The 12,698-nt window shown below is 44.1% G+C and carries 19 protein-coding genes and 1 tRNA gene; 2 read left to right on the top strand and 18 right to left on the bottom strand.

The features are described from left to right. Position 1: 1 nt before the first annotated feature. The 4 genes from MICH65_RS01740 to recA form a co-directional block, all read right to left on the bottom strand. Positions 2-277 carry an HU family DNA-binding protein gene (locus MICH65_RS01740; RefSeq protein WP_161931708.1) on the bottom strand — a complete coding sequence of 92 codons (276 nt, stop codon included), beginning with the start codon at positions 275-277 and terminating at the stop codon, positions 2-4. Positions 278-384: 107 nt separating this feature from the next. Beyond that, positions 385-1,902: a ribonuclease Y gene (rny, locus tag MICH65_RS01735; RefSeq protein WP_161931707.1), complete on the bottom strand. Its 1,518-nt coding sequence runs from the start codon at positions 1,900-1,902 to the stop codon at positions 385-387. A gap of 163 nt (positions 1,903-2,065) precedes the next feature. Continuing rightward, positions 2,066-2,707 carry a RecX family transcriptional regulator gene (locus MICH65_RS01730; RefSeq protein ID WP_161931706.1) on the bottom strand — a complete coding sequence of 214 codons (642 nt, stop codon included), beginning with the start codon at positions 2,705-2,707 and terminating at the stop codon, positions 2,066-2,068. A gap of 1 nt (position 2,708) precedes the next feature. After that, on the bottom strand, positions 2,709-3,707 hold the full coding sequence (gene recA, locus MICH65_RS01725) for a recombinase RecA (protein ID WP_236870874.1): 999 nt from the start codon (positions 3,705-3,707) through the stop codon (positions 2,709-2,711). Positions 3,708-3,987: 280 nt separating this feature from the next. On the opposite strand from recA, the gene MICH65_RS01720 reads away from it, so the two are divergent. Both MICH65_RS01720 and MICH65_RS01715 read left to right on the top strand, forming a co-directional pair. Beyond that, positions 3,988-4,061 (top strand) — tRNA-Pro (locus tag MICH65_RS01720). A 323-nt stretch (positions 4,062-4,384) separates the two neighbouring features. Further along, positions 4,385-4,882: a hypothetical protein gene (locus MICH65_RS01715; RefSeq protein ID WP_161931704.1), complete on the top strand. Its 498-nt coding sequence runs from the start codon at positions 4,385-4,387 to the stop codon at positions 4,880-4,882. Between the two features lie 22 nt (positions 4,883-4,904). Here MICH65_RS01715 and rpsI read toward each other — a convergent pair whose 3' ends face one another. The 14 genes from rpsI to rpsE all read right to left on the bottom strand — a co-directional run bounded on the left by rpsI (position 4,905) and on the right by rpsE (position 12,698). Continuing rightward, the gene (gene rpsI, locus MICH65_RS01710) at positions 4,905-5,321 is read right to left on the bottom strand and encodes a 30S ribosomal protein S9 (RefSeq protein WP_161931703.1); all 417 of its coding nucleotides are present in this window, start codon (positions 5,319-5,321) and stop codon (positions 4,905-4,907) included. A 2-nt stretch (positions 5,322-5,323) separates the two neighbouring features. After that, on the bottom strand, positions 5,324-5,740 hold the full coding sequence (rplM, locus tag MICH65_RS01705; protein WP_161931702.1) for a 50S ribosomal protein L13: 417 nt from the start codon (positions 5,738-5,740) through the stop codon (positions 5,324-5,326). 14 nt (positions 5,741-5,754) lie between these two features. Continuing rightward, entirely contained in the window at positions 5,755-6,207 is a 453-nt protein-coding gene (rplQ, locus tag MICH65_RS01700; protein WP_161931701.1) for a 50S ribosomal protein L17, read from the bottom strand. 4 nt (positions 6,208-6,211) lie between these two features. After that, entirely contained in the window at positions 6,212-7,120 is a 909-nt protein-coding gene (locus MICH65_RS01695; protein ID WP_161931700.1) for a DNA-directed RNA polymerase subunit alpha, read from the bottom strand. A gap of 46 nt (positions 7,121-7,166) precedes the next feature. Next, positions 7,167-7,769 carry a 30S ribosomal protein S4 gene (rpsD, locus tag MICH65_RS01690; protein WP_161931699.1) on the bottom strand — a complete coding sequence of 201 codons (603 nt, stop codon included), beginning with the start codon at positions 7,767-7,769 and terminating at the stop codon, positions 7,167-7,169. Positions 7,770-7,799: 30 nt separating this feature from the next. Beyond that, positions 7,800-8,222, bottom strand: coding sequence for a 30S ribosomal protein S11 (gene rpsK, locus MICH65_RS01685; protein WP_161931698.1), 423 nt, complete (start codon positions 8,220-8,222; stop codon positions 7,800-7,802). A gap of 5 nt (positions 8,223-8,227) precedes the next feature. Continuing rightward, positions 8,228-8,632 (bottom strand): 30S ribosomal protein S13, encoded by a 405-nt coding sequence (gene rpsM / locus MICH65_RS01680; protein WP_161931697.1) that lies wholly within the window; start codon positions 8,630-8,632, stop codon positions 8,228-8,230. Positions 8,633-8,705: 73 nt separating this feature from the next. Beyond that, positions 8,706-8,819 (bottom strand): 50S ribosomal protein L36, encoded by a 114-nt coding sequence (rpmJ, locus tag MICH65_RS01675; RefSeq protein ID WP_161931696.1) that lies wholly within the window; start codon positions 8,817-8,819, stop codon positions 8,706-8,708. 59 nt (positions 8,820-8,878) lie between these two features. Beyond that, a complete protein-coding gene (gene infA, locus MICH65_RS01670; RefSeq protein ID WP_161931695.1) occupies positions 8,879-9,100 on the bottom strand; it encodes a translation initiation factor IF-1 in 222 nt (73 codons plus the stop codon). Positions 9,101-9,154: 54 nt separating this feature from the next. After that, positions 9,155-9,889, bottom strand: a complete 735-nt coding sequence (map, locus tag MICH65_RS01665) for a type I methionyl aminopeptidase (protein WP_161931694.1) — start codon at positions 9,887-9,889, stop codon at positions 9,155-9,157. A gap of 16 nt (positions 9,890-9,905) precedes the next feature. Next, positions 9,906-10,466: an adenylate kinase gene (locus MICH65_RS01660; protein WP_161931693.1), complete on the bottom strand. Its 561-nt coding sequence runs from the start codon at positions 10,464-10,466 to the stop codon at positions 9,906-9,908. Continuing rightward, positions 10,466-11,746, bottom strand: a complete 1,281-nt coding sequence (gene secY / locus MICH65_RS01655; protein ID WP_161931692.1) for a preprotein translocase subunit SecY — start codon at positions 11,744-11,746, stop codon at positions 10,466-10,468. The genes MICH65_RS01660 and secY overlap by 1 nt, the downstream gene beginning before the upstream one ends. Before the next feature lie 5 nt (positions 11,747-11,751). Beyond that, positions 11,752-12,195, bottom strand: a complete 444-nt coding sequence (gene rplO / locus MICH65_RS01650; RefSeq protein ID WP_161931691.1) for a 50S ribosomal protein L15 — start codon at positions 12,193-12,195, stop codon at positions 11,752-11,754. A gap of 2 nt (positions 12,196-12,197) precedes the next feature. Next, positions 12,198-12,698, bottom strand: coding sequence for a 30S ribosomal protein S5 (rpsE, locus tag MICH65_RS01645; protein ID WP_161931690.1), 501 nt, complete (start codon positions 12,696-12,698; stop codon positions 12,198-12,200).

Below are 12,698 nucleotides of genomic sequence, written 5' to 3'. Positions count from 1 at the left end.
CTTACCAAACTTTTTTCTTAAGAGGTTTGCCGACACGGAAGTTGATGACTCGATGTCCCTTAACGGTTTGGCGCTGAACTTCATTACCAAAAGGAACGACTTGTTTATCAGCAACTTTAGAAACATAAAAAGTACCAAAACCAGAAAGGACAACTTTCTCACCCTTGACTAAAGATTTTTCAACTTCGTCTAAAAAGGCGGTGACAGCCTCGCCGGCGGCCTTTTTGGTTAGATGAGCTTTTTTGGAAACAATATTAATTAGATCGTGTTTGGTCACAAAATTTCACCTCCTCTCAGGGTACTATGGGGCAGAAGTATTAACTGGTTAGTAATAATAACGGGGTACATCAGGAAAATCAATGGTTGATTTATTGATGAATGGTGTTATTGAGCGACAGCACTGGCTCTGGTTTCGCGAATCACATTGACCTTGACGGTGCCTGGATAGGTAAGACTATCCTCGATTTCTTGTTTAATGTCGGAGGCTAGTTTAACACAAGCGTCATCAGAGATTTTTTCAGGAGAGACGATAACTCTAACTTCTCGTCCGGCTTGAATAGCATAGGCCTCAGCTACCGATGGATGGTTGGTGGCAATCTCTTCTAGTTTTTCAAGTCTTTGGACGTATTCGTCATAGTTTTCATATCGAGCTCCAGGCCTGGCACCTGATATGGCGTCAGCGATATAAACCAGGATTGATTCAACAGAGCTAAACTCCTCATCTTCGTGGTGTTGGGCCACAGCATCGATAGCGGGTTTAGGCAGGTTGTATTTCTTTAAAACTTTGACACCAAGCTCGACGTGACTTCCCTCTCCCTCAACAACTTTACCAATATCATGGAGTAGACAACCAAGTCTGACGATGTGGACGTTAGCACCAACCTCTTGGGCCAGCTTGATACCTATCTTAGTTTCTTCGAGTGTGTGGGCAATCATATTCTGCCCGTACGAGGTTCGGTATTTGAATCGGCCTAAAAGAGAGACTAGTTCTCGAGGCAGATCATAGACGCCAACGGCATGGCAAAGCTTTTCTCCCTCTTGATAGATGACTCTTTCGATGTCACGTTTAGCTCGGCTTAAGAATTCCTCAATGTGAGTGGGGTGGATTCTGCCGTCTTTAATGAGACGTTCAAGAGCAACTCTGGCGATTTCCCTCCTGATAGAGTCAAAACTTGAGAGCTTGATAACACCGGGCTCGTCCATATCAAGGTCAACACCGGAGTACTTTTCAAAAGCCCTGATGTTGCGACCCTCTTTTCCGATAATGCGACCTTTAGCTTCATCGTCAGGAAGCTTAATGGTGGTGACGGTGTACTCAGCTACGTAATCAGTAGCGCCGGCATACATTGAGTCAACTAGGATTTCACGAGCTCTAATATCAGCTTCAGCCCTAGCCTTTTCTTCAGCTGATTTAATGCTTTTGGCTATATCGGAGACGCTTCTTTTTTCAACTAATTCAAGAATTCTTTTTTTAGCTTCCTCTTTGGTTAGACCACTAATACTCTCTAAAGCCGCTATTTGTTTAGTTTTTAGTTTTTCAACTTCTTCGAGACGTTTTTGGGCCATTTCAAGTTGTTTTTGGGTCAGACTATCTCTTTCTTCCAGCCTGGCTTTAACCTCGGTGTAACGACGAGTTTTCTCTTCAAGTTCTTGGTGAAGTTTTTCAGCTGATTGCTTAAGCTGTTCTGCCTCGGCTCTGGCTTTTTCTCGTAATTTAAAGGCTTCGTCTTTGGCTTCTAAGATAATCTCTCGAGCTTTGTTTTGGGCTTGTTCAACAATCTGTTTGGTATCAGATTGTTGCGTGGTGACGTCTTCTGTCTTTGGTGGTTGGGTTTTGGGTTGGGTAGCGGGTTTTAAGGGAGACGAAGAGGCTGATGGTTTAAATAGGCTAAAGATGGACATAAAAGTATAGGTAATTTGTGATTACCCAAGCAGAGGATACAAAAATTACAAACCAAGATTGGCTTAAAGCGATATGGATATGGTTGAGGGGTTTGTTAGCCGTAGTAGAGTCATGTTTTGGTTGATTTTCCCGATATTTCTCTGATTAGGTATGGTGCATATTTTACCGTTTTAGTGGATTTTCGTCAATTGAGGATATGGCGCGATTGATAGTATCCGGGTCATAACCCAAGCGGTAAAGATATTGAGTGGCCTTGCGCTTAAACTCGAATGCCGGGAGGGAGTAGAAAGCCTTGGTTTTTTTATTGAGAGCCAAGCGTGCTTGAGAAATGAGAGTGTCTTGATCAGAGAACAGGGTGTCTATTGTTTGCGAAATAAGAGAGTCGGATATACCTTTGGCAGAGAGTTCTGACTGAAGACGATATGGACCGTAGTTTTTAAGTTTAACTTTGGTTTTGGCGTAAGCGAGAGCAAAATCAGAATCGTTAAGATAGTTTTGTTTCTTGAGTGTGGAGATAATTTGGGAGATGACAATGGGAGAAACTGAGTTGCGATGAAGATATTGTTTGATCTCCCGGGTCGAGCGAGGTCTATATGAAATTAAATTGAGGGCTTTAAGATAGTTTTTTTCATAGTCGCCGCTATGTTTGAGTTGCTTAAGCTTGCTGGGTGATATGACCTGGTCTTTGTCGATTTTCTGTCTGACTACTTCATTTGGTGAAAGCGAAAAAGCATATTTATCATCGATATATATGCGAACAGAGTTACCGGATTTGGAGTAAACCAGACGAGTGATGGTTGACACTTTAATCTTCTGAAGCTATTCCTATGGAGGGAGGAGCGGCTTTGCTGGGGAGATCTAATTTAGCGAAGATCTCTTTTTCAATGGTTTTAAGTAGTTTTTGGTTCTCAAGGAGAACTTCTTTACTTGCTTCACGACCTTGGGCGATGACATTGCCTTGGTATTTTAAGAATGCTCCCGATTTTTCAATAATACCTTGCTCGACGGCGACATCAATAATATTGCCGACTTTTGAGATACCGCCCTGATTCATAATGTCAAACTCAGCCACCCGAAAAGGAGGAGCCACTTTATTCTTGACCACTTTGGCACGATGACGTGAACCAATAATTTGGTCACCTTCTTGGATGTTGCCAATCTTTCTCATGTCGATACGGATTGAGGAATAGAACTTAAGAGCGCGTCCGCCAGGGGTGACTTCAGGATTCCCGAACATGATACCGATCTTTTCTCGTAATTGATTGGTAAAGACAAGCATAGTTTTACTCTTGTTAATGGCACCAGCTAGTTTACGCATGGCCTGGCTCATGAGGCGAGCCTGGAGACCAACCTGGGAGTCACCCATCTCTCCCTCTATCTCGGCTTTGGGAACTAGGGCAGCGACAGAGTCAACAACGACAATATCTATGGCTCCTGAGCGAATTAAGGTCTCGGCGATCTCTAGGGCTTGTTCGCCGGTGTCTGGTTGGGAGAGAAGAAGATTGTCAATGTCGACACCGATGGCTCGGGCACGTTGAGGGTCCAGGGCATGTTCGGCATCGATAAAGGCGGCAGTACCACCTTTGGACTGAGCTTCAGCAATAACGTGAAGACAAAGGGTGGTCTTTCCCGAGGCTTCTGGTCCATAGACCTCGATAATGCGCCCACGAGGCAGGCCGCCGACGCCTAGGGCAATATCAAGAGCAATAGCACCGGTGGGGATGGCGTCAACATGATTGGTGTGACCAGCTTCACCCAGCTTCATAATTGACCCAGCGCCAAATTGTTTATCAATTTGTTGCATGGCAATTTGTAAAGCCTCGATTTTTTGTTGTCGAAGTTGATCTTGGCTATTTTTTGAAGTCGAAGGGACAGAGTTGTCTTTTTTGGGTCGGCCTCTTTTTGGCATAGTAGTTTTTGCTAAAGGTTATGAATAATTTAGGTGGATAGTAACACGTGCAGCTGCAGAGGAAAAGGACATAAATCTAGTTAACCAAAGATTACCCGAAACTGTCAAGGGTGCGGTTCGTGGGTGGAGGTGGTAAAATGGGGTTTAATCAAGTGATTTTGTATGAAATCACCATCGGGCTGTCGTATAGTGGTAGTACGGGTGCATGGGGTGCATCTAGCCTCGGTTCGATTCCGAGCAGCCCGACCATAATTGACTTTCGGTTTTTTGAGGCGAGAAGGATGGCTCGCTCCGCGCCGCTGGCGCGGCAAGGGTGGGAAGCGGCTCATCCTTGCGTCAGCAAGGAAGCAAAGCCCGCAAAAATTGTTTCCTTAATTGAAAAAGAATTTTGCGCGCGCCCCCTAAAAGATTTGTCAATTTTTACGGGCTTTGCTGGCCGCCGTCAGGCGGCGAGCCGCTGGGCGGGTTCTGCGCCCGTCAGGGCGCAGATTGTCGCTCAAAAAAGGTTCGAGCGGCGTTCAGCAATTGCGACAAGGTTAGTTTTTTGAGAGCAGTTCAGAGTTTAACCGACCATGGAGAGTCAAACAGAAATAAGTATGAATGAAGTAGACTTGGTAGAGTTGGCTAATAGAGTTAAGGAGCGGGTGGAGGGTCTTGAGAGTAGAGTGTTGAAAGTCCAAAAAATAATTGTGGAGCACGCTATGTCGTTACCGGAACGAATCGAACCTCAAAGTATTTTAGAGTCTAGATTTATGCCAGTTGACGAGGCTTTTGACAATGGGGCACTGTCTTGTGGTGCAATGACAAATATTGGAGCTGAGATGCTTAAAACAATGGGTTATGAGGTTAAGAAGGTACACGGTGAGGATGAGAACTCGGTGGATCACGCCTGGTTGTTAGTTAAGGAACCTGGTTCTGGAGAATGGAGTCCATATGATTTGACACGCAAAGGAGCCAAAGTGGGAGAACACCATCGAGTTAAGAAGATAGTGAGCGATTGGGAGGAAATAAGAGGGGAGATAGAGAGTGATCACACTACCTATGGGCAGAGATTGAAAGCGCTAGAATGATTTGGTTGGAGAAGAAGAGCGATTACCGCTTTGGTGATTGGCGTTTTGAACGAGCCTTGCTTCCAGAAGAACCAATTTTCCTGGTTTCCTTCATGCGAGAATCACGAGTCAGAAAGCCTTTCTTTTTGAGAATGGGACGGAAACGTTCTGGATTAACCTGGACAAGGGCTCGACTCAAACCATGAATAAAGGCGTCAAGTTGGGATTGTTTACCTGAGCCTGTAATTTTAGCAGTGGCTGAGTATTTTTTGTGAGTATTGGTGGTAATGAGGGGCTCGGAGTAAAGAGAGGCAAAGGTACTACTTGGCCAGTATTGAGATGCAGGAATATTGTTAACTGTAATTTCTTTTTTGCTTTCAATTAGTCTGACCCGAGCGACAGCGGTTTTGCGACGACCGGTAGCCTGAATGTAATTTTTCTTAGTTGATTTAGTAGCCATGGTTAGGATTTGATTTGTGCTTGATAAGGATGTTGGTCATCAGTAAATACTTTGAGGCGTCTTAATCTATTGGTCTGAAATTTGTTTTTTGGGAGCATGCCCTTGACGGCCAGTTCGATGACTTTACGAGAGTCTTTGGACATTTTTTCAGACAGAGTGGCTGATTTTAATCCACCAGGATAGCCAGAATGACGATAGTATTTTTTGTTGATGAGTTTGTTTCCGGTAACCTTTATTAAGTCAGAGTTGATAGCGACAACATAATCACCACCGTCGAGATTATCGTGTTGATTAGGTTTGTGTTTACCAACAAGAAGCTGGGCAATTTGAGAAGCAGTGCGACCAAGAACTTGGCCTTTGAGGTCAATAAGGTGCCAGTTGCGACTGATGTCTGATGCTTTAGTTGATGGTGTATTCATGGGTAAGTTATGATTTATTTACTGGATTTTGTGCTAGTTTTTGAGGTTTTTTTGGTTGGTTTCTTGGGAGAGTTGGTACTTTTCTGAGTTTGTTTAAGGTCAGGAGAAGACTTGTCAACAAGTTCAAGTTTGACGATTTGAGCATTGTCGCCACGGCGAAGACCGAGCTTGGTAACACGGGTAAAACCGGATTGTCTATGTCCAAAACGCTTAGTTAAGTCGTCGACGAGTTTATTGACTGAACTTTTGTTACCTAAGAAAGCGTGGAGAAGGCGACGAGCGTGAACAGTGGATGGCTTAGCTTTGGTAACCAGTTGATCAAAGAGACGTTGGACAGCTTTGGCTTTCGTCTGAGTAGTTTTTAACTCTTCTTGAATGATAAGAGAATTAAGCAACCCTTTGAATAAAGCTTTGCGCTGATTGGTGTTGCGGCCTAGTTTACGGCCATTAAGGCGGTGTCGAGACATAAGATTATTTTGTTACTTGAATACCCTTTTTTTCAAGCTTTTTGATAATATCTTTGACAGATTTTTCACCTAAATTTTTAACCTTAAGTAGATCGTCATATGAAGCAGATGAGAAATCGTTAAGTTTGACAAATCCACCTTTTTTAAGAGCATTAGTCACTCGAGTGGGGAGCCCTAACTCTTCGATGGATTGGTCATCACCAGTAACTAAACTGGTTTTAACGGTTTCTTCCTCGGTAAAAGTGGGGTCAAAGATTTGAGTGAAATAGGCGGAAAGAATCTCTGCAGCGTTCTTCACAGCCTCTAGAGGAGTGATGGTGCCGTTGGTTTCAACCATGAGGCGGATCATGTCAAGGTCGGTTCGACGACCAACACGAGTAGACTCGACAAGATAGTTGGCCTTAATAACCGGAGTAAAGATGGAGTCAACTGGGATAAGTCCAATTTCGTCGGTGTTGTGTTCGTCTGCGGGAGAGTAACCAATGCCTTTAGCGACAGTTATTTGACCCTTAAGAGCCATTTTGGGACCACTGATGTGAGCTAAGACGTGTTCTGGATTGGTGACGGAAACTCCGGCTGGACAAACTAGATCACCGGCAGTGAGGGTGGTTTTTTCTTTTGAGTCAATTTTGACAGTGAAAGGTCCGTCGCCCTCAGTTTTGAAATAAACACCTTTGAGATTGAGGATGAAGTCAATGATGTTTTCCTGTAAACCAGATAGAGTGCTAAATTGATGACGGACACCGTCGATCTTGACATGAGTAGCGGCTGACCCTTCCAGATTACCCAGGAGTACGCGGCGAAGAGCGTTACCCAGAGTGTGACCAAAGCCTTTTTCTAAAGGAGTGATATGAATTTCGGCGAAGTTACCTTTTTCTTCGGTGAGATTTAGTTTGAAGTTTGGATTTTGCATGGATAAATTTATTCGTTGAGAATCAAAAGATTATAACAGTTGATCCTTAACGTGAATAGAATTCGATAATTAATTGTTCATTGATATCTTGACTTAAGTCATCGCGATCGGGGAGTCGATCGAGTTGTGAAACAGTTGCCTTGCGCTTGATCCAAGTAGGTGGTTTGTCCTTGCTATTAAGGGACTCAGTAACAAGATCTAGTTTAAGAGTTTTTGGTTTAAGAGTAATGGTTTGGCCTGGTTTTAGCTGGAATGACGGAATGGTGACTTTTTGACCATCAACGAGAACGTGACCGTGATTGACTAACTGGCGAGCGGTGCGGCGAGAAGGGGCAAATTGGGAGCGAAAAACAATATTGTCGAGCCTAGTTTCGAGAAGTTGAAGGAGTCGTAATCCGGTGTTGGATTCTGTTTTAAGAGCTTGGTTGTAATATCGACGAAATTGTTTTTCAAGAACACCATAAATACGTTTAACTTTTTGTTTCTCGCGAAGCTGAGTACCATAATCGGAGACTCGACCGGCAAACTTACGGCCATGCTGTCCTGGTGGTTGAGCACCTTTGCGATCTAGAGGACATTTTTTGGCATTACACATGCGTACGCCTTCTCGGCGACATAGTCTGTGTCTGGGTCCGGTGTATTTAGCCATAATTGTTTAGTTTTGTTTAAAAATAATTAATTAAGCGCGACGGGGTTTCTTGGGTCGGCAACCATTATGAGGGATGGGAGTAACGTCAGCAATCATATTGATATCTAGGCCTGAGTTGCGTAGCACACGCAAAACTGCATCTCGGCCAGGACCAGGTCCTTTAACGTAAACCTGAATTGAGTTAATACCTTTCTCCTTAGCTTTTTTGATGGCCTCCTCGATAGTGGTGGTCGCAGCGTAGGGGGTAGATTTGCGAGTACCCTTAAAGCCAACACTACCAGTATTTGTCCAGGAGATAACGTTACCCCTATCATCTGTGAAAGTGACTAGCGTGTTATTAAAAGTCGCTTTGATGTACATGCGTCCAGAGGTGGTTAACTGGGGTGTAGATTTACTGCCTGTCGGTTTGGTAGTGTTTTTAGTTTTAGTGGTTTTTTGGTTAGCTTTTGGCATAGCGATTATTTAGTAGGGGTAACTGTTTCCATTTTTTGGCGCATTTCTTTGGTCATGGCGCCGATAGTTTTACGACGGCCACGAATGCTGCGAGCATTAGTGCGAGTTCTTTGGCCGCGACTAGGAAGACCGGCCATGTGACGAAGTCCGCGGTAAGAGCCAATTCTTTTGAGACGTTGGATATTGTCACGAACAATCTTTTTGAGATCTCCCTCAGTTGGAAGACGATCCAGCCAATTAGCGATAGACTGAATTTGGCTGTTAGTAAGCTTGTTGGCCTTAAGGTCGGGGTTGATTTTAAGCTCGGAAAGAATCTTGGAGGCGGTAGCATGACCCACTCCATAGATATAGGTAAGAGATATCTTGATAGGTTTGTCGTTAGGGATGTCAACTCCGGCGATACGTGGCATATTTGATGATTTTAATTGGTTTAAATATTTAAATTATTGAGTGATATGAGTTATAAATGTTGTCGCTGGTGGCTTAGCCTTGGCGTTGTTTATGACGAGGATTGTCACAAACAATGTAAACCCGACCTTTACGGCGGACAATTTTGCATTTGATGCAGCGTGGTTTAACAGATGCCTTGACTTTCATTGGGCATAAAAATACCAAGCTCGACCTAGATTTTGCGGACCGGCTTGATAATTGATTAATTATTTATTGCGATAAACTATACGTCCTTTGGAATCGTCGTAAGGAGTAAGTTCAATGGTAACCCTATCACCTGGCATAACTCTAATACGATTTAGTCGCATGCGTCCGGCTAGATGGGCTAGTATGACCTTGTCGTCGGGTAGTTTAACCCTAAATTGGGTATTAGGCAAGGCTTCGATGACAGTGCCATCGATTTTTTGTATCTCGCTTTGAGGTGCCATAATGTGAGAGTAATTTTATCAGAAAATACAAATTTTGGCTAGTTAGAGGTTAATTTAACGGGTAAGAATAACTGGACCCTCTGGTGTTATAGCTATAGTGTCTTCGACTAATGCAGTAAGACTGCCGTCAAGAGACGAGATAGTCCAGTCATCTGATTCGATTTTGATTTGATAATCACCCATACTATACATGGGCTCAATGGCTATGGTTTGACCGGAGTACAGTGTTGAGTCGTGATGATTGGGGTCAACGAAGTTGGGTATATAGGGGTCTTCGTGCAGCTTAGTACCAATTCCATGACCGGTTAAGTCGCGAATAACGGAGTAGCCAGCCGCTTCAATGGTTGTTTGGACGGCTCTGGAGATATCAGAAACACGATTTCCAGGTATGGCTGCCTTAATGGCTGCATCGAGGGCTTTGTAGCCGACATTAATAAATGTTTGCAACTTAGGAGAGGAAGAGCCGGCCACCACTGTAATTGAGGTATCTGTATGGTAGCCTTTGTAGTAGAGACCTAAATCAATACTGACAAGGTCACCGTTTTTGAACGGCTGTTTTGTTGGGATCCCATGAACTAGACTGTCGTTAACATTGACACAAGTGGCGTGATGGTAGTTGGGGACCAGTTTAAATGATGGCTGTCCACCAGTTTGGCTGATTAGCTTGTTAGCGTGGCGTTCGATATCTAGAGGGGTAACCCCCGGTTTGACCATACTGCCAAGCTGGGTCTTGATTGAAGCAAGTAGTTGTCCTCCTTCTTGCATTAATTTAATTTTTTTCTGATTCATGGGTGAAATTTTAACATTATTTACTAGGTATAAGTTTTAGGGTGTTGGCGAAGATGGTGTCGATATCCGGCCGAGCATCTATGGTAACTAGCTTGTGTTGTTTTTGATAATAGTCAATGACGGGTTGAGTTTTTTGGTGGTAGATGCGCAGACGTTCACGATGAATTTGAGGAGTGTCGTCAGAGCGATTTTCTTCACGGGCGCGATTGGCGAGACGTTTAAGTGCAGTTGGGTCATCAAGTTGGTAGTAAATAACTGTATCAAGATGGATGTGATTTTGATTAAAAAACCAATCCATATGTTCGGCTTGGGACAGATCGCGTGGCGTACCGTCTAGGATAAAACCGTTAGGACTGGTGTTAATCTGTTTAAGAATGAGGTCAAGGACCGTGTCGAAAGGCACCAATTCTCCTTGATTCATGATTTGGGCAATTAACTTTCCTTTGGGTGTGTTTTGGACCACTTCCTGACGAAGAAGCTCTCCTGAAGAAATGTGATTGAGTTGAAAATGTTGGCTTAGTAGTTTGGCTTGGGTACCCTTACCTGACCCGGGTGGTCCGAGAAGAATGAGATTCATTAAAGAAATCGGTCGTAATTATGCATGACGAGTTGAGACTCAACCTTTTGGGATGTTTCTAAGATAACAGAAACAACAATCAAAAGACCGGTACCGCCGATAGCAAGAGTGCTGATACCAGTGACAGATTGAGCCAGATTGGGTAAAACGGCGATAAGCCCTAAGAAGGCGGCTCCGACTAGGGTGATGCGATTCAGAATATAGGTGAGATAGTTTACAGTAGGGGTTCCGGGTCTTACTCCAGGAATAAAGCCTCCATTCTTCTTGATTTGATCTGCGATTTTTTCGGGATTAAAGACAACGGCGGTATAAAAGAAAGTGAAACCAACAACCAGGGTAAAGTAAGTAAGAATATAGAGCCAGGAGTTGGGAGCGAGGTTAACGGTGAAGAAAGTGCCAAGACGCTGAAGTACAGGCTGGTTGGCACTGACGAGAAAGTTACCCAACATGGATGGCACAAGCATCAAGGAGACAGCAAAGATAATGGGAATAACTCCAGCTTGGTTTAGTCTGAGGGGAAGGTGAGTTAGTTGTCCTCCCGAGGTAGGCATGAGACGAGTACGCCGGGCGTATTGCACGGTAATTTGGCGTTGTGCCTGAGTGGTTTTAACAACAAAATAAATGACGACTAGTGACATTAGAGCAAAAACAAGAAGATTGGTGAGGTTTTGTGAACTAGCCACTGAGGCGGTTTGAAAAAGAGAGATGGGTAGACGTCCGGCAATGCCGGCAAAGATAATAATAGAAATACCGTTACCAAGGCCGTATTCGGTGAGTAACTCGCCTAGCCACATGAGAATGACAGTACCAGTAGTTAAGGTGATCATGATGCTAATAATCTGAAGCGGTGAGGAGATGAGAGCAATACCTTGGTTCTTAAGTAAGATAATAAGTCCGAAGCTTTGAATGATGGCAAGAGGTAGGGTGAGAAGACGAGTGTATTGGTTAATTCTTTGGCGCCCAAAATCACCTTCTTGACTTAAGGCTTCAAGCTGAGGAATGACCATGGTGAGCATTTGCAGCATAATGGAAGCGTTAATGTAAGGGTTAACACCTAGGGCCATGATGGAGAGATTAGCCAGAGTTCCTCCGGAGAAAACATCAAGCAGGGTGAGAAACGCTGAGGTAGAAAATAGCTGAGTTAAGGTATCGCGATCAATGCCGGGAACAGGAATATGAGCGAGAAAACGGAAAATTAGAAGAATGAGAAGAGTAATAAGCAGTTTGCGACGAAGGGTGGGAATGCGCCATAGGTTACGTAGGCTGGCTAGAAGTTGCATGCTACCTATTCTACTCGTCCGCCGGCCTTTTGAATAGCCTTGGCAGCAGTTTTTGAAGCGGGTACCTTAACAATTAGGGCTTTTTTGATCTGACCAGAGGCTAAGATCTTGGCACCTTGGTTAAGAAGCTGTTGGGAGGAAAGTCTTAGGGTGGTTGATAAAGATTTAAGATCAACAGTAGAGTTGGCTTTGAACGCGTTGAGTTCATCAAGAGTAATGGTGACTGGTTTAGGTTTGAGACTATTGAAACGCGATTTACCCTTGATGAATGGAGTACGGCGAATAAGGGGTAGCTGGCCGCCCTCAAACCAAATGGGCAGCTTATTTCGAGACTTTTGACCCTTTTGTCCACGTGAGGAGGTATGGCCGCCTTTTTGAGAACCATAACCGCGACCAAGACGCCGTTTTGGTTTGGATTTAACTGGTGGTAGTTGATTAAGAAGTGACATATTTACTTGGTAAGTGTTTGACGATGGGATGACTTAATAGACATGGTTTCTATGGCCCTGAGCGCACCCAGAGTGGCATAAACGTTGCTCATTTTATTGTTGTTGCCAAGAATTTTGCCGACAATATTTTTGACTCCAGCTGCTTCAACAACGGCTCGTACTGATCCTCCAGCGATGACACCAGTACCGGAAGGGGCGGGCTTAAGTAAGACCTTAGCTGCTCCAAATTTGTACTCTATGCGGTGAGGAATAGTGCCCTCGACAAGGGGAAGATTGACCATATCTCTTTTAGCAAGACGGGCTCCCTTTGAGACAGCAGCTTTAACGTCTGGAGCCTTACCAAGGCCAACGCCGACTTTGCCTTTGTGGTCGCCGACAATGACTAAGGCAGTAAAGCTGATACGATTGCCACCTTTTGTTTTCTTGGACACACGGCGAACTTGAAGAACTTTTTGATCGAATTCTTCAGTTGGTTTGTAATTGTCTTGTGTGTGTGTTGCCAT

It is taken from the genome of Candidatus Chazhemtobacterium aquaticus, assembly GCF_009936135.1.
Lineage (GTDB): Bacteria > Patescibacteriota > Microgenomatia > UBA1400 > Chazhemtobacteraceae > Chazhemtobacterium > Chazhemtobacterium aquaticus.
This window is presented reverse-complemented; position numbering and strand designations above follow the sequence as displayed.